Source organism: Actinosynnema sp. NPDC050801 (genome assembly GCF_040673975.1).
GTDB lineage: Bacteria > Actinomycetota > Actinomycetes > Mycobacteriales > Pseudonocardiaceae > Actinosynnema.
The window spans coordinates 90,332-113,388 of sequence record NZ_JBFAQZ010000012.1 but is presented as its reverse complement, the minus strand read 5'-3'; the positions used below and the strand labels follow the sequence as shown (position 1 = coordinate 113,388).

General features: G+C 73.1%; 9 protein-coding genes. 1 reads left to right on the top strand and 8 read right to left on the bottom strand.

The annotated features are described in order from the left end of the window. Position 1: 1 nt before the first annotated feature. Genes AB0K14_RS25660 through AB0K14_RS25650 form a run of 3 tightly spaced genes read right to left on the bottom strand, consistent with a single transcriptional unit; the run spans position 2 to position 8,391 of the window. Entirely contained in the window at positions 2-2,593 is a 2,592-nt protein-coding gene (locus tag AB0K14_RS25660; protein ID WP_360456153.1) for a condensation domain-containing protein, read from the bottom strand. Next, complete coding sequence (locus AB0K14_RS25655) at positions 2,583-3,557, bottom strand: TauD/TfdA family dioxygenase (protein ID WP_360456150.1); 975 nt, start codon at positions 3,555-3,557, stop codon at positions 2,583-2,585. The genes AB0K14_RS25660 and AB0K14_RS25655 overlap by 11 nt, the downstream gene beginning before the upstream one ends. Then, positions 3,538-8,391, bottom strand: a complete 4,854-nt coding sequence (locus tag AB0K14_RS25650; protein WP_360456214.1) for an amino acid adenylation domain-containing protein — start codon at positions 8,389-8,391, stop codon at positions 3,538-3,540. The genes AB0K14_RS25655 and AB0K14_RS25650 overlap by 20 nt, the downstream gene beginning before the upstream one ends. 88 nt (positions 8,392-8,479) lie before the next feature. On the opposite strand from AB0K14_RS25650, the gene AB0K14_RS25645 reads away from it, so the two are divergent. After that, entirely contained in the window at positions 8,480-9,181 is a 702-nt protein-coding gene (locus tag AB0K14_RS25645) for a hypothetical protein (RefSeq protein WP_360456147.1), read from the top strand. Here AB0K14_RS25645 and AB0K14_RS25640 read toward each other — a convergent pair. Genes AB0K14_RS25640 through AB0K14_RS25620 form a run of 5 tightly spaced genes read right to left on the bottom strand, consistent with a single transcriptional unit; the run spans position 9,136 to position 23,050 of the window. After that, positions 9,136-10,947, bottom strand: coding sequence for a non-ribosomal peptide synthetase (locus AB0K14_RS25640; RefSeq protein ID WP_360456211.1), 1,812 nt, complete (start codon positions 10,945-10,947; stop codon positions 9,136-9,138). The genes AB0K14_RS25645 and AB0K14_RS25640 overlap by 46 nt on opposite strands. Further along, a complete protein-coding gene (gene gntD, locus AB0K14_RS25635; RefSeq protein WP_360456144.1) occupies positions 10,947-11,978 on the bottom strand; it encodes a guanitoxin biosynthesis L-enduracididine beta-hydroxylase GntD in 1,032 nt (343 codons plus the stop codon). The genes AB0K14_RS25640 and gntD overlap by 1 nt, the downstream gene beginning before the upstream one ends. Next, positions 11,975-15,073 carry a condensation domain-containing protein gene (locus tag AB0K14_RS25630; RefSeq protein WP_360456141.1) on the bottom strand — a complete coding sequence of 1,033 codons (3,099 nt, stop codon included), beginning with the start codon at positions 15,071-15,073 and terminating at the stop codon, positions 11,975-11,977. The genes gntD and AB0K14_RS25630 overlap by 4 nt, the downstream gene beginning before the upstream one ends. A gap of 37 nt (positions 15,074-15,110) precedes the next feature. Beyond that, positions 15,111-22,829 carry an amino acid adenylation domain-containing protein gene (locus tag AB0K14_RS25625; protein WP_360456138.1) on the bottom strand — a complete coding sequence of 2,573 codons (7,719 nt, stop codon included), beginning with the start codon at positions 22,827-22,829 and terminating at the stop codon, positions 15,111-15,113. Beyond that, positions 22,826-23,050: an MbtH family protein gene (locus tag AB0K14_RS25620; protein ID WP_360456135.1), complete on the bottom strand. Its 225-nt coding sequence runs from the start codon at positions 23,048-23,050 to the stop codon at positions 22,826-22,828. Before AB0K14_RS25620 ends, AB0K14_RS25625 begins: the two co-directional genes overlap by 4 nt. Positions 23,051-23,057: the final 7 nt, after the last annotated feature.

Sequence of the window (23,057 nt, the reverse complement as noted above, 5' to 3'; positions counted from 1 at the left end):
CTCACGAGTGAGCCTGCCCGTCGAGCGGACCGGGGTACGCGGCGTCCCCTGGTCGCGGCACGTCCGGGTCTTCCGCCTCCAGCAGGGTGACCAGGCGGGCCACCGAGGGCGCCCGGAACAGCAGGGGAAGCGGGATGTCCACACCGAGCTCGGATCCTGCGCGGGCAGCGAACACCGCGGCCTGTGCCGAGGTCCCGCCCAGGTCGAAGAAGCCGTCGTGCACACCGACCCGGGATGTCCCGAGGACATCGGCGATCAACCGGCACAGCGCCGCTTCGCGTGGCCCGCGCGGCCCTCGGTCGCGGAGCAGGACGAACTCCACCGGCACGTCGTGTTCCGGTAGCCGCGCACCGAGGTGGTCCCGAAGCCGGTCGCCGCGCGGGTCTTCGCCGACCACGTAGGCCGTGTGGCCGCGGGTGGTGGCCACGACCACCGCGCGGCGCACGCCCGGCCCCGCCGTCAACTCCCGTTCCACCGCGCTCGACTCCCCCGGCGAGCAGGCGCCGTCGATGCGCAGCAGGCGCGGGAGGGTCGTGGTCCCGGCCTCCAGCGGCAGCACCGTCGCTCCGGTGTCGCGCACCGTCGCGCCGAGATCCGTCGGCGGCGTACCCGGCGCTGGTGCCACCAGCCGTGCCCCCCGGGTCAGCGCCGCCCAGACACCGTGCACGGCCGCCGCCGTGGGCCTCTGTGTCAGCAGCACGGCGTCCGGGGTGTCGAGCAGCTCGGCGGCCTGCCGAACGAATTCCACGACCGCTCCGTGTGTCACCGGCACCGTCTCGGGCGGCATCCAGACCACCTCGTCGGGACGCACCGGGTCCGGGGCGTCCCCGACCGCGGGCGGAGCGTCCAGCAGCACGGTCCGCCGCACCAGGCCGGCGGCGATCCCCGCGCGCCCCGGTGTGCCCGCGCCGGTCAGCAGGACCGGGCAGTCCGCCGCGGCGAGCCGCTCCCGGGTCCGCGCCCGGGGCTCGTCGACGGGCAGCAGCATGACCCGGGCACCCGCCATCGCAGCGGCGACCACCGCCACGACGAGGTCGGCCGGCTGGTCGGCCAGCACCGCGGCCCGCGACCGGGGTCCGCCCAGCTGAACCGCGGTGCGGGTGGCTCGGCGGTCCAGCTGGGCGTAGGTGAGCACCGTCTCCCCCACCACCACGGCAGGTGCGTCCGGTGCCGTGGCGACCCGGGTCCGGAACAGGCCCGGCAGGTCCACGGCCCGCCCGCCGGGCTCGCCGACCCACCGGCCGGCCGGCAGGTCGAGTCGCTGACCCGGATCCCGGGCCACCGACGCCAGCAGCTCCCGGTACTCCGACGCGAGCCGGTTGGCCACCACCTCCGGGTACACGTCGCGATCGTGGACGAGGCGGCAGCTCAGGGTGTGACCCCGGTCCACGACGACGCACTCCAGGTCGAACCGGGAGGTGGTGGTCGCGATCGGGAACCGCTCGGTGACCAGGCCCGCCGGCCGGGGCCGCCGGCGGGCAGGCTCCTCCCAGAGCTGGAAGACCACCTGCGCCAGCGGTGACCGGGTTGGGTGGCGGCTCGGCGCGAGCGCGGCGACCACGTGCTCGAACGGCACGTCCTGGTGGTCGTAGGCGCTCAGCACGGTGCGACGGACGCGGGCGAGCAGGTGGTCGAAGCTCAGCCCGGCCGTGCAGTCCACCCGCATGACCACCAGGTTGACGAAGAACCCCACCGCGTCCTCGAACTCCGGCCTGGTCCGGCCGGTCGTCTGGACACCGACGGCGACGTCGGTGCGGCCCGAGGCGCGCGCGAGGAGCAGTTGGAACGCGGCCAGTGCGGTCATGAACAGCGTCGCGCCCCTTCTCCTGCCCACCTCGCGCAACGCGGCCGTCACCTCCCGGGAGACCTCGAACTCCAGCACCCGCCCCCGGAACCGCCCGACCTCCGGCCGGGGCCGCGCGCCGGGCAGCTCCAGCACGTCGGGCATGCCCGCGAGCTGCTCTCGCCAGTACCGCAGCCGCCGCTGCGGCCCTCCGCTCTGCCGGACCGCGTCGTCCGGGGAGTGCACCTGCACCTCGGTCCGCCCGACCTCCCGACCGGCCTCGAACGCCGTGTAGTCGTCCCACAGCTCGCGCATGACGCGGTCCTGCGTCACGTCGTCGGAGACGATGTGGTGGATCACCACCAGCAGCACGTGGTCCGCCGCGGCGAGGCGCGCCAGCGCGGGGCGCACCAGCAGGTCCCGCTCCAGGTCGAACGGTTCGGCCAACCGCTCGGCGAGCACGGCACGCGCGTGGTCCTCGTCCGCCGCCGTGATCACCGGCACCTCGACCGGCGCGGCATCGCGGACCACGAGTGCAGGCAGGCCGTCTTGGGCCGGGAACGTGCTGCGCAGCGCCCCGTGCCGGGCGACCACGGCGGTGATCGCCCGGCCCAGTGCGGCCACGTCGAGCGGACCGCGCAGCCGGGTCACGGTAGCCATGTGGTGGTTGGCGAGACGGGGGTGGAGCCGGTCGAGCAGCCACAGCCCGCGCTGTGCCGACGACGGCTCGGGTCGGACCGGCGGGCCGACCGCGCCGTCTCGCCGCCGCAGCGCGGCGATCAAGCGGTCGCGCCGCGCGTCAACGGACATCCGGCGCGCCTCCCACGCCCGCCATCGCGACGAGCACCGTACGTTCACCGACGTAGGCGTCGCGGCCGTGGGCGACCGCCTCGTTGTCCACCAGGAGCACGTCGTCCGCCTGCCAGGGCTCCCTCCAGGTCGCCCTCCCGGCCGACGCGTTGACCGCGGCGACGTCCTCGTCCGGGATGGGGCTCCCGTCGCCGAACAGGACGTTGCGGGGCAGCCGGTCGCCGGCACGCGCGCGCAGCGCGGCCGCCGTGTCCGCGGGCAACGCGGCGGGGTGGAACAGGCCGACCTGGTTGAACCAGACCTCGCGGCCGTCGCGCCGGATCGTCGCCTGGGCGGCCTGTCGGGTGCGCAGCACCGCGCCGCCGTCGTACCACGAGGTCTCGATGCCCATCCCGGCGCACACCCGGTCCACTTCGAGCGGGTCGTCGGTCTGGAACACCTCGGGCCACGGCAGGTCGAGGAACGGCTGGTACCAGCGCTCGTAGCGCACACCGCTCGCCGTGAACCGCCGGACGAGATCCGTCGGCAGACCGGCGAGCACCTCGGCGTTCGACGCGAGGGTGGTCGCGCCGCCCTCCCGCGCCGGCTGCCGGCACCAGAACCCGACCACCTTGGGCCACGACGTGGCGTAGGACTGCTCGCTGTGCAGGTGGATCACCTGGTCCCGCCGGTACTCGGTGGAGGTGTAGATCCGGCCCTCCACCTTGCGCCGCGGCGTCGACCGCTGCACGTAGTCGGCCAGCGGGGCGTCCGCCACCGCCGAGACGAGCTCGCCGAACGAGTCGGCCGTCACTCCGGCACCCCGCACCCGCACCGCGCCGTGCTCGCGCAGCAGGGCGCTCAACTCGTCCAACGTGGACACCGCCCAGTCCCACAGGTCCACATCGCGCCGCACCGTGATCGAGGCAGGGCGCCAGCGCTCCGCCACCGACGGACCGGTCGACTCAGCCGAGTGTGTGGTCATCGTCTTCCCCCAATTCCCGCAGCATTCGTGAGACGTCCTCATCGGACAGTCCGGCCACCAGATCGACGACACCGTCCCGCGGTTCGCGGTCCGTCACCTCGGCGGCCAGCTCCGCGATGGTGGGCCGGTCGAAGAACACCTCCAGCGGGATCTCCACCCCGAGCCGCTGCCGCACCCTGGTCACCATCTTGATCGCCAGCAACGACCGGCCACCCACGTCGAAGAAGTTGTCGTGCACGCCGATCTTCTCCACTCCTAGCACCTCTCGCCACACCTCGGCGAGCACGCGCTGTGCGGCCGTGGCCGGTTCGACGAACCGAACCGGTCCCGCCGGCGGGATCGGCTCGGCCCGCGCGGCGATTCCCCGAGCACCGGCCACGGCCACCAAGTCCGACAGCGGGCGGTCCGGGTCCACGGCGACCGCGGCGAGGAACCGCTCGTACTCGCGCGCCCACGCGTCCACCCGGTCCTGGTCGAACAGGTCGCGGCTGAAGGTGATGCCGCCGGTGAGACCACCGTCCCGCTCGATCAGATCGCACTCCAGGTCGAACCGGGTGGTGGGCGTGCGCGATCCGTACGACGAAGCCTCCAGTCCGGTCAGTCGCCACTGCCTACCACCGGCTTCCAGCAACTGGAACTCCACCTGGACCAAGGGGTTGCGGTTGCCCTCCCGCACCGGTGACAGCTCGGCGACCAGTTCGTCGAACGGCAGGTCCTGGTGGGCGTAGGCGGCCAGGGTCGACCGTCGCACCCGCCCCAGCAGGTCGGTGAACGACAGCGGTCCCGAGCAGTCGGCCCGCACCGCGAGCGTGTTGACGAAGAACCCGACCAGCCGCTCCAGTTCCGGCCGCACCCGTCCGGCGACCGGCACGCCGACCATGACGTCGTCGACACCGGCCCACCGGCTCAGCAGGTACTGGAAGCCGGCCAGCAGCGTCATGAACAGGCTCGCGCCCCGTTCACGTCCCAGCGTCCGCAGCCGGTCGGTCAGCTCGGGCGGGACGCGCAGTTCCGCCAGACCGCCCGAGTAGCTCGGCCGTTGCGGGCGCGGGCGGTCGGCGGGCAGCTCCAGCACGGTCGGGGCGCCGGCGAGCGCCGCTCGCCAGTGGTCCAGTTCGGCCCGCAGGACGTCGCCCGTCATCCAGGTTCGTTGCCACAGGGCGAAGTCGGCGTACTGCACCGGCAACGGCGGCAACACCGCGACACGACCCGACACCGCCGCCGAATACAACTCACCCAACTCACCCACCACAACACCACGCGACCACCCATCCGACACCACATGATGCATCACCACCACCAACACGTGATCCACCAACGACAACCGCACCAACACCACCCGCACCAACGGAACCACACCCAAATCAAACGGACGCAACGCCTCCTCCTCCACCACCACCCGCGCCCGACCCTCCACACCAGACCCACCCGACACATCCACCACCCGAACCGGAACCGACACACCAACCACCGGAACCTGAACCGGCTCACCACCCACCACAACAATCCGCGACCGCAAAACCTCATGACGTGCCACCATCTCCCCAACAGCACCCTCCAACGCCACCACATCCACCACCCCCCGCAACCGCACCGCATAAGGCACGTTGTAAACCGGGCTACCCGGCAGCAGGCGGTCGAAGAACCAGAGCCGCTGCTGCGCGAACGACAGCGGCAGCGGTCGGTCACGCGGCACGGGCTCCAGCGGCCCGGCGGTCCCGCTCGTCCGCCGGCCGACCACCTCGGACGCGATCCGGGCCACCGTGGGTGCCTCGTAGACAGCCTTCGCGGACAGGTCGACACCCAGCTCGGCGCGGACGCGCGCGACGAGCTTGACCGCGAGCAGCGAATGGCCGCCGAGGCGGAAGAAGTCGTCGTCGCGGCCGACCCGGTCGAGTCCCAGCAGGTCGACCCACATCCGCGCGATGGTCCGCTCGACGTCGGTGCGCGGCGGCCGGTACTCCTCCAACCAGTCCGGGCGGTCACCGCCGGGCGCAGGCAGCGCACGCCGGTCCAGCTTGCCCGCCGGCGTGAGCGGGAGGCGGTCGAGCACCACGAACGCGGACGGCACCAGGTGGGCGGGCAACCGCCCGACGAGGTGGTCGCGCAGCAGCCGCGGGTCCGGGGCAGGTTCCCCGACGGCGTAACCCACCAGGCGTTTGTCGCCCGGCAGATCCTCACGGATCACCACAACCGCGTCGCGCACACCGGGCGCGCCGGCCAGCGCCACGCGCACTTCGTCGGGCTCGACCCGGAAGCCGCCGACCTTCGCCTGGTCGTCGGTCCGACCGACGAACTCCAGCACTCCGGCGTCGGTCCACCGCGCGAGGTCACCGGTCCGGTACAGGCGCCGGCCCGGGGCACCGAACGGGTCGGGGACGAACCGCCCGGCGGTAGCCCCGGACTGCCCGAGGTAGCCGTGCGCCAGTCCATCGCCGCCGACGTACACCTCACCGACGAGGCCGATGGGCGCGACCTCCAGCCGCGGGTCGAGCACGTGCACGGCGGCACCGGCGATCGGCCGGCCGACGGGTACACGCGCGGGCATGCCCTCCTCGACGCGCACCTGGTGCGCTGTCGCGAAGACCATCGTCTCCACCGGGCCGTAACCGTTGACCACCCGCAGACCCGGGAAGTCCCGGCCCACCCGCTGCACGTGCGCGGGCGAGACGACGTCGCCGCCGGTCATGACCTGGCGCAGCAGCCCGAACAGTTCGACGTGCTCGTCCGCGAAGACGTTGAACAGCCCGGCGGACAGCCACAGGGTCGTCACGCCGTGCCGTCGCACCAGCTCGACGACCTGGTCCGGTGACGGGCCGTCGTCCGCCAGGACGCACCGCCCGCCGTGCAGCAGGGCGGGCCACAACTCCAGCACGAAGGCGTCCCACGACACCGGCGCGAGTTGCAGCGACACCTCGTCCGGGCCGAAGCGCGCGAAGTCCTGGCCGAAGAACGTCCGCACGACCGCCCGGTGCGGCGCGGCCACCGGCTTGGGGACACCGGTCGTGCCGGAGGTGAACATGACGCAAGCCAGGTCCTCCGGTGACACCTCGACGTCGAGGTCGCCGTCGGGCTCGGCCGCGATCGACGGCTCGTCGACCACCACGACATCGCGGTCACCGAGCCAGGGCGCGGCGGCGTTCTCACGTTCGGCCACCACCACCAGCCGGACCGCGGCCAGGCCGAGCAGGGCGGAGGTGCGCTCGTCGGGTAGCGCCACGTCCAGGGGCAGGTACGCGGCACCGGTCTTGAGCACCGCCAGCACGGCCACGACGAGGTCCGAGCCCTTGCCCAGGCGCACCGCCACCAGCTCGCCGGGACGGACTCCGCGCCGCGACAGGTGCCGGGCCAGTCGGTTCGCGCGGCGGTTCAGCTCGCCGCGGGTCAGCGTCCCGTCCCCCGCCACCAAGGCGACGGCGTCCGGCTCGGCGGCGACCCGCTCCTCGACCAGGCGGTGGACCGGTCGAGCGGGGTAGCGGCCCTCGGTCCGCCCCCAGTCGCGGACCAGCAGGTCCACCTCGGCCGGATCGACCGGCCGGTACTCCTCCAGCGGGCGTCCCGGGTCGGCGGCGATGTCGGCGAGCATCCGCTCGTACTGCCGGGCCAGGCGGTCCATCCTCGTGGGGTCGAGCATGTCCCGGCGGTAGGTCAACTCGCCGACGAGACCGCCGTCGCGCTCCACCAGCCGGCACTCCAGGTCGAACCGGGTCGTGACCGCTTTGAGGCCGAACGACGAGGCCTCCAGACCGGCCAACCGCAGCTGCGGCCCTTGGCCTGCGATGAGCTGGAAAACCACCTGGACCAGCGGGTTGCGGTCGGCCTCTCGCTGCGGGACCACCTCGGCGACGATCCGGTCGAACGGCAGGTCCTGGTGCGCGAGGTCGTCCAGCACGTGGCCGCGGACCAGGTCCAGGAACTCGGCGAAAGTCGCCTGCCGCGGCAGGCGCACCCGCACCGGGACGGTGGTGAGGAAGTACCCGACCAGGCGCTCCAACTCCGGCCGCTCGCGCCCCGCCACGGGTACGCCCACCACCAGGTCGTCCACCCCGGTCCAGCGAGCCAACAGCAATTGGAAGGCGGCCAGGGCGGTCATGAACGGCGTCGCGCCGCGAGCCTGGCCGATGTCCCGCAGACGGGACACGACGGCGGGCGGCACGCTCAGTTCCGCGACCCCGGCCGCGAAGGAGGGCCGCACCGGGCGGGACCGGTCCGCGGGCAGCTCCAGCACGGTCGGCGCGCCGGCGAGCCGCTCGTTCCAGTAGGCGACCAGGTCTCCCGCCGCCGCGGAGGTCAGCTTCTTCCGCTGCCACAGGGCGAAGTCGGCGTACTGCACCGGCAACGGCGGCAACACCGCGACACGACCCGACACCGCCGCCGAATACAACTCACCCAACTCACCCACCACAACACCACGCGACCACCCATCCGACACCACATGATGCATCACCACCACCAACACGTGATCCACCAACGACAACCGCACCAACACCACCCGCACCAACGGAACCACACCCAAATCAAACGGACGCAACGCCTCCTCCTCCACCACCACCCGCGCCCGACCCTCCACACCAGACCCACCCGACACATCCACCACCCGAACCGGAACCGACACACCAACCACCGGAACCTGAACCGGCTCACCACCCACCACAACAATCCGCGACCGCAAAACCTCATGACGTGCCACCATCTCCCCAACAGCACCCTCCAACGCCACCACATCCACCACCCCCCGCAACCGCACCGCATAAGGCACGTTGTAGACCGCCTTGTCGTCGACGAACTGCTGCGCGAGCCACAGCCCGTGCTGCGCAACCGACAACGGCAGCATTTCCTCGCTCATCAGCAGACCTCCGACGCTTTGCCCATCCGGGTGTTGTGGGATGTCCGACCGCCGTGCGACGGCGGGAGAGGAACACATGGAAACGTCATCAACGATCCTGGCCCTCGACTTCACCGGCGTCGGGGCGGCGCAATCGTTCGGTTCTCTGCCGATCGCCCGGACCGCCCGTCGCGTCGACCCGCTGGGGGCCCACTTCGACCGCCGGCGCGCGATCACCGAGCAGGCCGCCGAGCTGTGCGAGCAGCTCGGTGAAGCACCCCGGCACGTCTTCGGCTACTGCTCCGGCGCCGTGCTGGCCGCGACCGTCGCCGCCTGCTTCCGGGAGCGCACCGGCACCGAGCCTCAGGTCGTGCTGTTCGATCCCGACCCGGTGGGTCCCGACTACGTGCGCGACGAGTTCGCGCTGCTGTTCGCCAGCCTGGGCGGTGTCCCACCGGTGACGACTGGCGCCGACCTCACGTGGTACGAGCAGCGGCTCGCCGACCTGCGGCCGGACCTGGTCCGGGACGCGGGTGGCGATGAGGCCGCGGGTGAGCTGGTGGACTACCTGCTCGCGCGCCACCGCGCCTGGCTGCGCTTCCTGGACGCCTGTGCGGAAGCGCCGCCGGCCAGTCTGGAAGGGGTGGTCTCGGTGATCACCGGTCGCAAGGCCGTCACCCTGGCGGGTGTGCTGACCCGCCCGGAGCGGCACGTCGCTTTCCAAGGCGACGCCCCGGAAGGCGCCCTGCTCGCTCACCCGTCGACCGAGTCGCTGGTCAGGGCGGCCCTGATGCGCTGATCGACCGCTCCGGCCAGCCCGGCGACAGTCGGGTTGCCGAAGAGGTCGCCGGGCTCGACCGGGAGCCCTCTGTCGCGCAGACCGCCGACGACCCGCACGGCGAGCACGGACGTTCCGCCGATGGAGAAGAAGTCCTCTTCCGCGCCGACAGCGCCGACGCCCAGCCCGGTGCTCCACGCCTCGGCGATCCGCTCCTCCAGCTCGCCGCTGGGCGCCCTGCCCTCCGGGTGCCTGCCGGCCATCGCTTCGGGCAGTGCCGCCGCCAGCGCGGCACGATCCAGCTTGCCGTTGCGCGTCAGCGGCAACGCGTCGCGCCGCAGGTACAGGTTGGGCACCTGGTGCGCGGCCAGGCGCCCGGCCACGAACCGGCGCACGTCGGCGGCGGACACCTCCTCTGCTGCCGCGTAGACGCAGACCAGCTGCTCGGCCGGATTGCCGCGAACCAGCACCGCCCCGCCTCGCACGCCCGGACACGCGGTAACGGCGGCCTCCACCTCCTCGATCTCCACCCGGAAGCCGCGGATCTTCACCTGCGAGTCGGTGCGTCCCCGGAACTCCAAGGTCCACCCGCCCTGCCCGTTCGGGCGCAGGCACGCCAGGTCCCCGCTGCGGTACACCCGCTCCGTGCCGCCGTCGGGCAGGTCGAGGCTGCCGAACGCCTTCGCGGTGGCCTCGGCGGACTGGTAGCGCAGCGCCAGCCCGTCCCCGGCGATCAACAGCTCGCCGACCACCTCCGGCGGGCACAGCTCGTGGTGCTCGTCCACCACGTACAGGCGGTAGTTGGGCAGCGGCACGCCGATCGGCACCTGGCCGTGCTCCACCTCGGGGTCCAGTACCACCCAGGTCGCGTTGATGGTGGCCTCGGTGGGGCCGTAGATGTTGTCCAGCAGCGCGGGCGAGGACGTCAGGCGGTGCCACTGGTGCACCTGCTCGTAGTGCATGGTCTCGCCGCCGATGACGATCCAGCGCAGGTCGGGCAGCTCACCCAGCGCCGGTTCGCCGGCGATCGCCTCCCGCAGCTGCTGCCAGTGCGAGGTGACGATGTCCAGGTGCGTGATGCGCTCCCGCCGCAGCCACCGGGCCAGTGCCCGCGGGTCCAGCAGCTCCGCCTCGGGCACCGGCACCACGCAGGCGCCGGTGACCCAGGCGGGGAAGATCTGCTGGACCGACGGGTCGAAGGTGAGCGACGCGGCCTGTGCCAGGCGGTGGTGTGCGCCGATCGAGTGCCGCGACACCATCCAGTGCACGAAGTTGAGCACGCTGCGCTCACCGATGCGCACGCCCTTGGGTCGTCCTGTGGTGCCGGAGGTGTGGATGACGTAGCACGCCGGGTCGGGGTCCCGCTCGACCGGCGTCGCAGTGGGTGTGACCGTTCCCGCCGCGCTGACCAGGGCCTCGGCCCGCGCGTCGTCGAGCACCAAGTGCCGCCGTTGCGGCGGGTCGGTCGGGTCCACGGGCACGAATCCGCACCCGGCCTTCACCACGCCCAGCAGGGCGGCGTAGGTGCCGACCGTGCGGGTCGACTCGACGGCGACGATCCCGCCGGGCGAGACGCCTGCCCCGCGCACCGCGTCAGCCACCGCGTCGGAGCGGGCATCCAGCTCGGCGTAGGTCAGCGTGCCGTCCACGGCGCGCACCGCGGGCCGTTCCGGGAACTCGGCGGCGGCCCGGGCGATCCACTCGACCAGCCGACCCTCGTCCGGGTGGTGTGTCGTGCTGTCGTTGTAGGCCCGCCACGCCCGCCAGGCTTCCTCGTGCGCCTCCATCACCCGATCACCCTCGTCTCGGCCGTCGATCGTCCGGGTCTGGTCCGCCGCACGTCCCGAACGGTGTTCACGCGCTTGAGCCAGCGGTCGTTCCCGTCGTAGCGCGGCCCGAACGGCCGCCTGCCGTGCGCGACGCTGTGGTTGTCGAGGAAGCACACGTCACCGGGGGCCAGCGTCACCTCGTAGACGTTGCGGTCCAACTGCTCGACCAGCGCCCACAACGCTCGCGCGGCCTGTTCGTCGTCCTCGTCGGCGACCATGAAGTCCCGGTCCACCCGCAGGGTGGGCGCCTGTGGCGAACCGCCCACCACGGCCACCAGCGGTGGCCGTTCGCGCATCCGCTCCACGGCCGCGAACGCGGTGGCGTCGCCGCCGGCGGGTGCGCTGAACTGCGCGGTGTGCGAGGTGTCCGGCAGCACGTGGAAGCGCGGCTGGCCGAGCACCTCCAGCACGTCGTCCGGCAGGTCGCCCGGGCCCAAGTGGGTGATCGTGGTGGGGGTCTCGTCCGGGCTGCGCAGGCACAGCAGGCCCACGTGGTCGGCTCGGTGCGGGGAGAAGGCGTCCTCGGTGTGCCAGGCCAGTTCGCTGCGGCTGCCCGCGCTGACCAGGCTGTGCTCCAATCCGGCGATCGGGAGCACGTCGGTGACCAGACGGCCGTCCTGTTGGGTGCGCCAGCCGATCAGGTCCCCCAGCAGCGACGCGTAGAGAGCCAGCAGGAACGCGTAGGGCCGGCTGCCCGGTGTGCCCGCGTCGCGCCAGTGCCGCGGTGTGGGCTCCAGGCCCTCGTCGACCCGGTGGCCGCGCAGCAACAACGCGTGCACCCCTTCCGCGAGCCGCACCTGGTTGGCGGCGGCCCGGACCTGACGCGGCAGGTCATGGGCGATGACGGCCGCCTCCGGACCGAACCCGGGGTCGTCGACGTCCGCGTACCGGGCGGCGCACGCGGACGCCAGGTCCAACGCCTGGCGCGCACCGTCCTCGTCGAGGTCGAGCCGGACCACCCCGTGGGTGGTCACGCTGTTCGTCGTCATGCCTGTGCTCCGTTGGTAGACAAGGGGTTGTTCGGCTGGTTGATCTCGGACAGGCGGAGCCGCGGGTCTCGGCCCGCCAGGCGCAGCAGGACCACCAGCCGGGTGATCAGGGCCGACGCGGTCTCGAACCGGACCACGTCAACGGCGTGGACGAGTTGCCCGGTGACGGTGGTCGCGCCCTCGTGGAAGTGGAACTCCAGGTCGGCGCGAGCCCCGCCCTCCAGGTTGTCCAGGCGGACCGCGGAGACACCGTCGAACCGGGGGACGGTGTCCTCCTTCTCCACCCCCACCGTCACCTGGGTCAGCGGCGTGACACCGAGCGCGCGGTCCGGGACGACCGCCTTCACCACCTGGTCGAAGGGCACGTCCTGGCGGTCGTAGGCGGCCACGACCCAGTCCCGCGCCCTCCGGACCAACGTCCGGAAGGGAGGGTCGTCGCCGCAGTCCAGGCGCGTGGGCAGGGTGGTGAGGAAGAACCCGACCAGGTCGTGCAGCTCCGGTCGCGGGCGGTCCGCGCTGAGCAGGCCCACCACGAGGTCGGTGGCACCGGTGTGCCGAGCCAGTGCGGCGTGGCAGCCCGCGAGCAGCACGACGGCAAGGGTCGTGCCCTCGCTGCGGGCCAACTCGCGCAGGGAGTCCAGGACCCCGGCGTCGAGGGCGAAGGGCACGGCGTGGCCGACCGTCCCCGGCACGGCCGGTCGCTCCACCGGCTCCAGCACCAGCGGCGGCGGCAGGTCGGCCAAGCGCTCCCGCCACCAGTCCAGACCCGCGGCCAGGAGCGGGCCCGCCATCCGCTCGCGCTCCCACGCGGCGAAGTCGGCGTACTGGACCGGCAGCGGCGGCAGGTCAACGGGTCTGCCGGTCCTCGCCGCCGCGTACCGCTCGGTCAGCTCGCGCACGACCAGGTCGTTGGACCAGCCGTCGGTGACCAGGTGGTGCAGGGTCAGGGCGAACAGCGCCTCGTCCGCCGCGATCCTCACCAGCAGCGCGCGGACGGGGGATCCCCGATCGAGGGCGAACGGCCGCCGGGCGTCCCGCTCCACCAGTGCCAGCGCGCTCGCGTGGTCGTCCTGTGCGTCGACCTTGCGCAGCCAGACGTCCGTCCCGGAACCGGTGACCTGGGCAGGTACGCCGTCCCGCACCACGATCCGACCACGCAGCACCTCGTGCCGGTCGACGAGACCGCGCACGGCCGACTCCAGCGCGTCCTCGTCCAGCGGACCGCTCAGGCGGAACACCAGCGGGACGTTGTAGGCGGGGCTGTCCGGTGCGAACTGGTGCAGCGCCCACAAGCGCTGCTGCCCGAACGAGAGGGGCGCCGGACGGTCGTCGCCGCGAGGGCGAACACCCCGGTCCTCCCGACCCGACCCGGTGTCGCGGGCCGCCGCCACCAGCCGTGCCATGCCCGCCGGCGTGCCTCCCTCGCCGTAGAGCACCGATGTGGGCAGGTCGACGCCGAGCACCTCGGAAACGGAAGCCAGCAGCTTGGTCCCGAGGATCGAGTCGCCACCCGCCGAGAGGAAGTCGTCCTCGTCGTCGACGTGCCCGACCCCGAGCACGTCGCACCACAACGCGGCGAGCGCCGCCACCAACGGCGGGCGCGCACTGGGGCCGGCGGCCTGGACCCGCTCCGTCGCGAACCTCTCCGCCAGCAGCCGGCGCTGCGGTTTCCCGACGGATCCGCCGGGCAGCTCGTCGACCACGTGCACCCGGCGCGGCACCAGGTGCGGTGCCAGCCGACCGCTGAGGTAGTGCCGCAGCTCGTCGGGGACCACCTGTTGACCGGCCACCGGCACCACCGCCACCTCGACGTCCTCACCCAGCCGCGGATGGGGCACGCCGAAGGCGGTCGCCCGGTGTGTCAGCGGGTGGGACAGGCACGCGGCGTCGATGTCGGGCAACCACACCTTCTCGCCACCGCGGTTGACCGTGTCGCTGGTGCGGCCGACGACGCGCAGCCTCGCGGCTTGGTCGAGCCACCCGATGTCGCCGGTGCGCAGCCACCCGTCCACGAACACGCGGGCGGTGGCCTGTGGGTCGGCGTGGTACCGCTGGGCCATGGCCGGTCCGCGCACCACGACCTCGCCCCGGACGCCCGGCGCACACGGTCGCCCGTCCTCGTCGCGCACCTCGATCTCGAAGCCGTGCCGGGCCACGCCCACCGTGCCCGGCTCGTGGACGCCCGGCTCGGTGGCCGCCACCTGTCCCGCAGCCTCGGTCACCGCGTAGGCCTCCACCAGCGGCGCCGACGTGGTGACCGCCCAGCGCCTGGCCAGTTCGTCCGGCAGCGGCGCGGAGGTGCTGCGGACCACCCGCAGCGGCAGTCCGGCCAGGTCGGCCCCGGTGGCGTCGAGCACTGCGGCGTGCACCACCGGGGCCGCGGTGAGCCAGGTCGGCCGGCACTCGGCCAGCCACCCGGCCAACTGCGGCAACCGGATCTCGCCCGGGCACACCACTTCGCCACCCGCGCACAACGAGGCCAGCACCGCGCCGTTGAGCCCGTGGTTGTGGAACAGCGGCATGAGGTTGACCGTGCGGTCACCGGGACGCAGGTCGAGGTAGTGCACCACCCGTGCGGCACCGTCGAGCCACTGGCCGTGGGTCAGCTCGACCAGTCGCGGCCGGGTGGTGCTGCCCGAGGTCTCGACCAGCAGCGCGGGCCGGTCGGCCGCCGGCTCGCCGTACTGCCCGGCGGGGGTCGGTACGTCGGCGGCGTGGAGCACTGGTATCCCGGGATCGGGTACGGGATCGCCGCCCGCGGGCACCAGCACCAAGGCCGGCGCGGCCGTGGACAGCACGTGCTGCGACCGCCCGATCGCGGCGGCGTCGACCGGCACCGCGATGGCTGCCGACATCGCGGCCAGCACGGCCACCACGGCTTCCGGTGTGTTGGTCATCGGCACGAGCACCCGGTCGTCGGGGCGCACGCGGGCGGCCAGCCGTCCGGCCAGGTCGTCGACCTGTTCCCGGAGGCCGAGGTACGTCAGTCCCGGGCTCCCCGGCGCGCGGAGCGCGGTGGCCGCGGGGTGTTCCCGCGCCCGCTGCCGCAGCAACGCGGGCACCGTCTGCGGCGTGGTGGAAGGCGGACTGGTCACGATGGATCCTCGTTTCGCTGTGGCGGACGGTCGGTGGTCATCGCTGCCTCGGCCGCAGGGGTGGCTCCTCCGCGACGGTTCGGCGGCGCTCGGCCACGACACCGGCGAGCGTGCCCAGACGCCGGTTCTCGAAGACGGCGGCCAGCGGGAGGCGGACCCCGAAGGCCACCTCGATCCGCGCGCACAGCCGTGCGGCCACCAACGAGTGGCCACCCAGCCGGAAGAAGTCGTCGTCGGGGCCGACCCGGTCCACCTCAAGCAACTCGCACCACAGCTCGGCCAACACGTCGCCGACGTCCGGGTCACCGACACCGGACGGCCCGGACCGCAGGTCGGCGGTCGCGGGCCGGTCCGCTCGGTCCGCGCGCAGCAGTGCAACGGGTCCGGCGGTGAGCGTCGACACCGGCCGCGACGGCTGCCGGGCGACCCCCTCCAGGAGCAGCCGCCAAGCCGCGGCGAAGGACTCGATGGCCACGCGGTCGTGGATGTCGACCGCGTAGGTGATCCGGCCCCTGGCTCCTCCGCCCGCCTCCCGGCGCACGTCCACGACCAGGTCGAAGCGCGCGGTGGGCACCTCCACCTCGAACGGCTCGACGCGCATTCCGACCGCCTGCGGCGGCGCGGGCACGCCCCACGACTGGCCGATGACCTGGAACAGGACGCCCACCAGCGGGTTGCGGCCTACCGAACGGTCCGGCGCCAGCTCCCTGACCAGCAGCTCGAACGGCAGGTCCTGGTTCGCGAAGGCGTCCAGCGTGTGGCGGCGCACCCGGTCCACCAGCTCGGTGAACCGGGGATCACCGCTCACGTCGGTGCGGATGGGCAGCGTGTTGACGAGCATCCCGACCACGCCGTGCAGCTCCGGCACCGGACGTCCCGCGACCGGCGTGCCGACCACGACGTCGTCCTGGCCGGTCCAGTTCGCCAGCAGCGCCTGCAGTGCCGCCAGCATGGTCATGAACAGCGTGGCCGAGCGATCCGCCGCGATCCGGTCCAACCCGGCCACGACGTCGGCACCCAAATCGAACCGCACGACGGCACCCCCGTGGCCGACCACGTCCGGCTCCGGTCGAGTCGCCGGGACGGCGGGTCCGGTCGGGGCGCCCGCCATCCGCTCGACCCAATGGCGCAACTGCCGCCGGCCCACCGGACCGTCCACCCTCGCGTGCTGCCACATCGCGAAATCGCGGTACCGCAGCGGCAGTTCGGGCAGGTCCGGTCGTGTGCCGAGCACCGCCGCGTTGTAGAGCACCCACAGCTCACGCGCGATGATGGCCTTGGACCACGCGTCCAAGGCGATGTGGTGGCCCACCAGCACGAGCACGTGGTCGTCGGGGGCGAGCCTGATCAGCCGGCCGCGCAGCAGCGGCGCCTGGCCGAGGTCGAACGGGCGCGCCAGCTCCGCCAACGCCAGCCGGTGGGCCTGGTCGTCCGGCGTCCGGCCACCGGCGCTCTCCACGCTCAACCCGATCCCGACGACGTCCTCCACCACCGGCACCGGCTGACCTTCGATCGCGACGAACCGGGTCCGCAGCACCTCGTGCCGGGCGATCAGCCCGTTGACCGCTTGCCAGAGCGCGCCGGCGTCCAGCTCCCCGCGCATGCGGAACGCCATGGGCACGTTGTAGAACGGGTCGTCCGGCGCCAGCTGGTCGACCAGCCACATGCCTCGCTGGGCAGAGGACGCGGGCACCTCGACGTCGTCGGGAACCCGCGTCGGCAGGTCCTCGGCCGACGGCTCGGCGAGCCCGGCGACCATCCGGGCGACCGTGGGCCAGTCGAACGCCGCGGCGGCGGGCACGTCCACCCCGAGGGCCTGTCCGGCCAGGCCGGCGATGCGCATGGCGGCGAGCGAATGCCCGCCGAGGTCGAAGAAGTCGTCGTGCACGCCGACCTCCGGCACCCCGAGCACGTCGGCCCAGATCCCGGCGAGCACGCCTTCCTGCGGCGTGCGCGGTGGCACCCGCTCCGATCGCGCGGGCGCGGCGTCCGGCAACGGCAGCGCGCCGTGGTCCACCTTGCCGTTGGCCTTGAGCGGCAAGGCTGCCAGCGGGACGAACAGCGCGGGCACCAGGTGGTCGGGCACGCGCTCGCGGAGCTGGTCGCGCAGCCGCGCGGCGACCAGGTCGCTCGCGGACCGGCCCGCCGACGGCGTCACGTACGCAACCAGCCGCCGCCCACCCGCAGGGTCGACCAGTGCCAGCACGGCCACGCCACCGATGTCGGGCAGTGCCGCCACCGCGGCTTCCACCTCGCCGCACTCGACGCGGAAGCCGCGGATCTTGACCTGGCGGTCGATCCGTCCTTGGTACTCCAGCACGCCGTCGGCCCGGCGGCGCACCAGGTCACCGGTGCGGTACAGCCTGGAACCGGGAGGACCCCACGGGTCCGGCACGAACCGCTCGGCGGTCAGCGCCGCGCGGCCCACGTAGCCGACGGCCACGCCGATCCCGGCGACGACGAGCTCGCCGGCGATCCCGTCGGGCACCTCCCGCCCCTGCGGGTCGGTCACGTGCGCCCGGTGGCCGGCGATCGGCCTGCCGATCGGCACGGAGGCGGGCGTGTGGTCCGGCAACGCCCAGGAGGTGACGTCGATGGTCGCCTCGGTCGGCCCGTAGAGGTTGTGGCGCCGCGCCGCCGGGAACACCGCACGCGTCCCCTCCACGACGGCGGGCATGAGCGCCTCGCCGCTGGTGACGACCAGGCGCACCCCGCCGAACGCCCGTCCGGCGGCCGGCAGGTAGGCGTCCAACGCCGACGGCACGAAGTGCAGGACCGTGCAGCCCGACTCGACGATCGCCGCGGTCAGCCCGGCGTGGTCGCGCTCCACCAGCGGTTCCGTCACGTGCAGGCACGCGCCGAAGGCCAAGGGCCACAGCAGTTCCCACACCGCGACGTCGAAGCCGAACGCCGTCTTCTGCAACACCACGTCTCGCGGCGTGAGCCCGCACTCGCGCGCCATCCACGCCAGTCGATTGACCAGTCCGCCGTGGCGCAGCAGCACGCCCTTGGGCAGCCCGGTGGAGCCGGAGGTGTAGATGACGTACGCCGGGTCGTCCTCGCGAGGTGCGACGGCGTCGGTCGTGGCCGGCGCCGGGCCCAACTGGTCCAGTTCCATCGGTGTGGCCGCATCCGGCCAGTCGACGTCCACGTCGGACTTTGTCACCACGATCGAGGCGTTGACGTCGTCGACCATGAAGGCGAGCCGGGCGGGTGGTTCCCGCCGGTCGAGCGGCAGGAACGCACCGCCCGCGCTGAGCACGGCCAGGACCGCGACGACGAGCTCGGGCGAGCGGTCCAGGCAGATCCCGACGACGGTGCCCGCGGTGACGCCCGCGGCCCGCAGGTGGGAGGCCAGCGCGTCCACCCGGTGGGCGAGCTCGGCGTAGGTGAACCGTCCTCCGGTGAAGGTGAGCGCCGTCGTGTCGGGCGCTTGCGCGGCTCGTGACCGGAACAGCTCGACCACCGATCGCGCGGGCAGTTCGGCGGCATCCGCGGGCTCGGGCCGACCGTCCCTGGCCCGCAGCGGGATCGCGCCGAGCGGGCGCCCCGGATCCCGCGCCACCTCCCCCAGCAAGTGGGCGAGCAGCTCGGCCATCAGCCGCACCTCGTCGTCGCCGATGGCGGCCGGCTCGTAGACGAGCTTCAGCCCGAGCCCGTCGGTGGCGGGCTTGACGATGACCGTCAGCGGGAAGTCCGGTTGGGACAGAGCGGGAAGCACGGTGCCGGTCACCGCGTTGACCCCTTCGGTGGTGTCACCGGCACGCCTGTTCGAGGAGAAGTTCTCGAACGCCACCACCGAGTCGCACAGCACCGCGCCCGAGGGCAGCCCGGCGGTCGCGGTGATGGCGCCGAACGGGAGCGGGGGCTGCTCGCGCAGGTCCAGCAGCTGCTCCTGGACCTCGTGCAGCCAGGTCAGGGTGGGTGCTTCGGGGGACAGCGCCACGCGGACCGGTGCGGTGCCGATCATCGGCCCGACCATGCGTTCCACATCGGGGATCTCGTCCGGTCGCACCGCGTAGGTGGTCGCGAACACGACGTCCGACCGCCCGGTGTGGGTGGCGACGGCGAGCGCCCAGCAGGCGTGGACGAGGGAGCCCGGCGTGAGGCCGTGCCGGCTGGTCAGGTCGCGCAGCGCGCCCACCACTTCCGGTCCCACCGGGAGCAGGTATTCGCGGTGTCCGTGACCTCCCTGCCCCGCGGCGACCGGCCGGGTGACCGGTGTGGACTGCGCCCCGGCGAGCCGTTCCCGCCAGAAGTCGACCGCAGGTCCGGTCGGCTGGGCCCGCAGCCACTCCACGTACCGGCTGAACGGGGGCGCGGGAGCGGCTGGGTCGTCGAGCGCGGCCAGCTCGTCCAGCAGCACGCCGTAGCTCCAACCGTCGAGCAGCAGGTGGTGGTGGGTGAACACCAACCGCACCCCCGCCTCGTCGGTCCGCACCTTCGCCAAGCGGGCCAGCGGTGGTGAGCCGAGGTCGAAGCCGGTCACGCGGTCACGGCGGAGGAAATCGGCGAACGCACCCTCCGGGTCGGCGGTGCCGGTGAGGTCCACGACGGCGACCGGTAGCCGCACCTCCTCGGCGAGGAACTGCGTGGGCGCGTCCCCTCCATCCCGGCGGATGCCGGTGCGCAGCGCCTCGTGTCGCGCGAACAACCGCTGCCATCCCTCGACCGCCGCGTCGGCCTCCGCGTCCGCCAACCGCCACACGCGCTGCTCGACGTAGGTCCCCGGGCCACCGCGCCACGTCGCGAACGCGATCCCGGCCTGTGCCGGGGTCAGCTCGAACCCGGTCGTCGCACTCGCGCCGAGTCGATGCAGCGCGTCGGTGAACCCTGCCGCGAGCCGTTCGATCGCGGCGCTGCTGTGGACCGCGGTGTCGTAGGTGAAGTCGACGGTGAGTCGCCCGCCGGCGATGTGCGCCACGACGGCCAGCGGGTGGACGGGTGCGTCCTCCGAACCGGTGTTCGTGCCGATCCGGGGCCGCCAGGACCAGCCGTTGCCCGCACCGGCGTCGACCCTGCCCAAGTAGTTGAAACTCACCTCGCGTGCCGCGGTCTCGTGCTCGGCGGACCCGCCCACCGCCAGGCGTGCCCGGACCTCCCGCAAGTGGTCCAGCGGTCCGTCCGCGGCGGGCAGGGGGAACGGCTCGACGCGGGTGAACCAGCCGACGGTGCGCAACAGGTCGAGGTCGTCGCCGTGATCGCGCCCGTGCGACTCGACGTCGACGACCCGCCGCGCCGGGCCGCCCACCGCGGTGAGGGCATGGCCGAGCGCTGCCAGCAGGACCTCCTGGGCACCTACGGCCACCAGCCGCGTGGTCTCGTCGGCGGCGAGCCGCACGCTCGTGCGGTCCGGGGTGGAACCCGCGGTCCGACGTGGGGCCGGTGGCAGCGGCTCGCTGCGCCCCTCTCGGGCCCACCGGGCGAAGGACGCCGTACGCATCAGCTGGGCGGGGTGGCCCGGGACCGCAGCGTCGTACAGTGCCTCCAGGTCCTCCACCAGGATTGCCCACGAGACGGTGTCCACGGCGAGGTGGTGGGCCACGAGCAGCAGTTCGGCCCCGGCGGCACCCTGATCGAACAGGACCGCGCGCAGCAGCGGCGGCTGGTCGATCCGCAAACCTTGCTCTGCGGCGCTCGTGCGGTCGTGCACCGCCGCACCCGCGGCCGACGGTCCAAGGCCGACGAGGTCGACGACTTCCAGCGGCACCGCCACGATGTCCTCGACCGCCGCGAGTTGCTGCCGCCACACGCCGTCCTCGGTGCGCCAGAACCGCAGTCGCAGCGCGTCGTGCCAGTTCACCAGGTCGGCCAGGGCGCGGCGCAGTGCCGCCGCGTCGACCGGTCCGTCGAGCGTGACGAGGACCGACTGGGTGAAGTGGTGAGGACTTCGCCGGTCCTGGTCGAAGAACCAGCGCTGGATCGGGGTGAGTGGAAGCGGCGTGGCGGTGTCTTCGTGCGGTACCCACCCTTGCGCCGGCTCGTGCTCCGGCTCGACCCGCACGGCGAGGGCCAGTTCTGCGACGGTCCGGCCGGCGAAGAAGTCCTTCGGGACCAGCCGCAGGCCGCGTCGCCTGGCCCGCGCGGTCACGCGCATGATGAGGATGGAGTCACCGCCGAGCCCGAAGAAGTCGTCGTGGACGCCGACGCTGTCCACCCCCAGCACCTGGGCCCAGATGTCGGCGAGTTCCCGCTCGACCGCCGTGCGAGGCTCGACGCCGGAGGTCGGCGCGAACCGCGGCACGGGCAGCGCGGTGCGGTCCACCTTGCCGCTCGGGCGCAGGGGCAGCGCGTCGAGCAGCACGACGGCGGAGGGCACCAGGTGCTCCGGGAGCCTCTCGGCCAAGAAGTCGATCAGCGCGGCCTCGGTCACCTCCCGCTCGTCCGCGACCGCGTACCCGACCAGCGCCGGGCCACCGGTGAGGTCGTCGCGCACCACCGCGACCGCCCGAAGCACCTGCGGATGCGCCTCGATGGCGGCGGCGACCTCACCCGGCTCGACCCGGAACCCGCGCAGCTTGCGCTGGTCGTCGTTGCGGCCCAGGAACTCCAGCTCCCCGGTGTCACCGAACCGCACGAGGTCACCGGTCCGGTACAGGCGGGCGCCGGGCTGCCCGAACGGATCCGGCACGAACCGCTCGGCCGTGGCGCCCGGCGCGCCGAGGTAACCCAACGCCAGGCCGTGGCCGCCGATGAGCAGTTCCCCGACCTCCCCTGGCCGGACGGGCTCGCCCGCCTCGTCCAGCACCACGACCGAGGTGTTGGCCAGCGGTGTCCCGATGGGGGCGACGCCCCTCGCCAGGTCGTCGTCGGTCAGGTCGTGCGCGGTCGCGTACACCATCGACTCGACCGGGCCGTACCCGTTGGTCAGCCGGAGCCCTGGGAACCGCTCGCGCAACTCCGCCAGTTTGGTGGGCGAGGCGGCGTCGCCGTGGGTGATGGCTTGGCGCAGACCGGAGAACACCTCCGGGACCTCGTCGACGGCGACGTTGAACAGGCCTGCCGACAACGACAGCACGGTGACCCGATGGCGGGCGGTGAGTTCCGCGATCGTGTCCAGGTCCAGCCGACCGGACGGCGCGAGGACGCTCGTGCCGCCGTGCAGGAGGGCGGGCCACAGTTCCAACGAGTGGATGTCCCACGAGATCGGAGCGCACTGGAGCAGCACCACGTCCGGGCCGTAGTCCGCGAACGACTGCCCGAAGAAGGTGCGCACGGTGGAGCGGTGGTCGGACAGGACGGCTTTGGGTGCTCCGGTCGACCCGGAGGTGAACAGCACGCACGCGGGGTCGTCCAGCGACACCTCCACCGCGGGCGGCGTGTCGGGGTGGCCCTCGGCGTCGACCGGCACGTCCTCCACCGGACCGGTGTAGGTCCCCCACCCCAGTGGCGCGGAGCCGCGAACGACGTGGCGGATCGCGCACCGGGTCGCCATGAGCTTGAGCCGCTCATCGGGCAGGTCGGTGTCCAGCGGGACGTAACCGCCACCCGCCTTGAGCACCGCCAGGAGCGCGACGACCAGGTCGACGCCCCGTTCCAGCAGGACACCCACCAGGTCTCCGCGCCGCACGCCGCGCTCGACCAGCCGGTGCGCCAGGCGATTGGCCCGGCGGTCCAGGTCGAGGTAGGACACGGATTCACCGCCGCTCACCAGCGCGGTCGCATCGGGCTGTCGGGCCACCTGGGCGCTGAACAGCGCGTGCACCGGCGCATCGGGAAGCGCGACCGCGGGACCGACGAGACGGGAGCCGCTCATGCGCTGGTCTCGTGTTCGGCCAGCCGCAACCGGAGGCTGCGCGGCCGGATGTCGGTCCACACGCGTTCGATGTGCGCGAGGCATTCCACGCGACTTCCCTCGAACCCCGAGGGAATCCATCCGGCAGGCACCTGCTTGACCGCGGGCCAAATCGAATGCTGTTCCTCGTCGTTGACCACGACGAAATACCGGTCGAACGGGTCTTCAGACCATTCTGACATGACTCGA

Bases quoted from the DNA above. Each gene is read 5' to 3' on its own strand.
- AB0K14_RS25660 (WP_360456153.1), bottom strand. From the start codon at position 2,593: ATGTCCGTTGACGCGCGGCGCGACCGCTTGATCGCCGCGCTGCGGCGG.
- AB0K14_RS25655 (WP_360456150.1), bottom strand. From the start codon at position 3,557: ATGACCACACACTCGGCTGAGTCGACCGGTCCGTCGGTGGCGGAGCGC.
- AB0K14_RS25650 (WP_360456214.1), bottom strand. From the start codon at position 8,391: ATGCTGCCGTTGTCGGTTGCGCAGCACGGGCTGTGGCTCGCGCAGCAG.
- AB0K14_RS25645 (WP_360456147.1), top strand. From the start codon at position 8,480: ATGGAAACGTCATCAACGATCCTGGCCCTCGACTTCACCGGCGTCGGG.
- AB0K14_RS25640 (WP_360456211.1), bottom strand. From the start codon at position 10,947: ATGGAGGCGCACGAGGAAGCCTGGCGGGCGTGGCGGGCCTACAACGAC.
- gntD (WP_360456144.1), bottom strand. From the start codon at position 11,978: ATGACGACGAACAGCGTGACCACCCACGGGGTGGTCCGGCTCGACCTC.
- AB0K14_RS25625 (WP_360456138.1), bottom strand. From the start codon at position 22,829: ATGAGCGGCTCCCGTCTCGTCGGTCCCGCGGTCGCGCTTCCCGATGCG.
- AB0K14_RS25620 (WP_360456135.1), bottom strand. From the start codon at position 23,050: ATGTCAGAATGGTCTGAAGACCCGTTCGACCGGTATTTCGTCGTGGTC.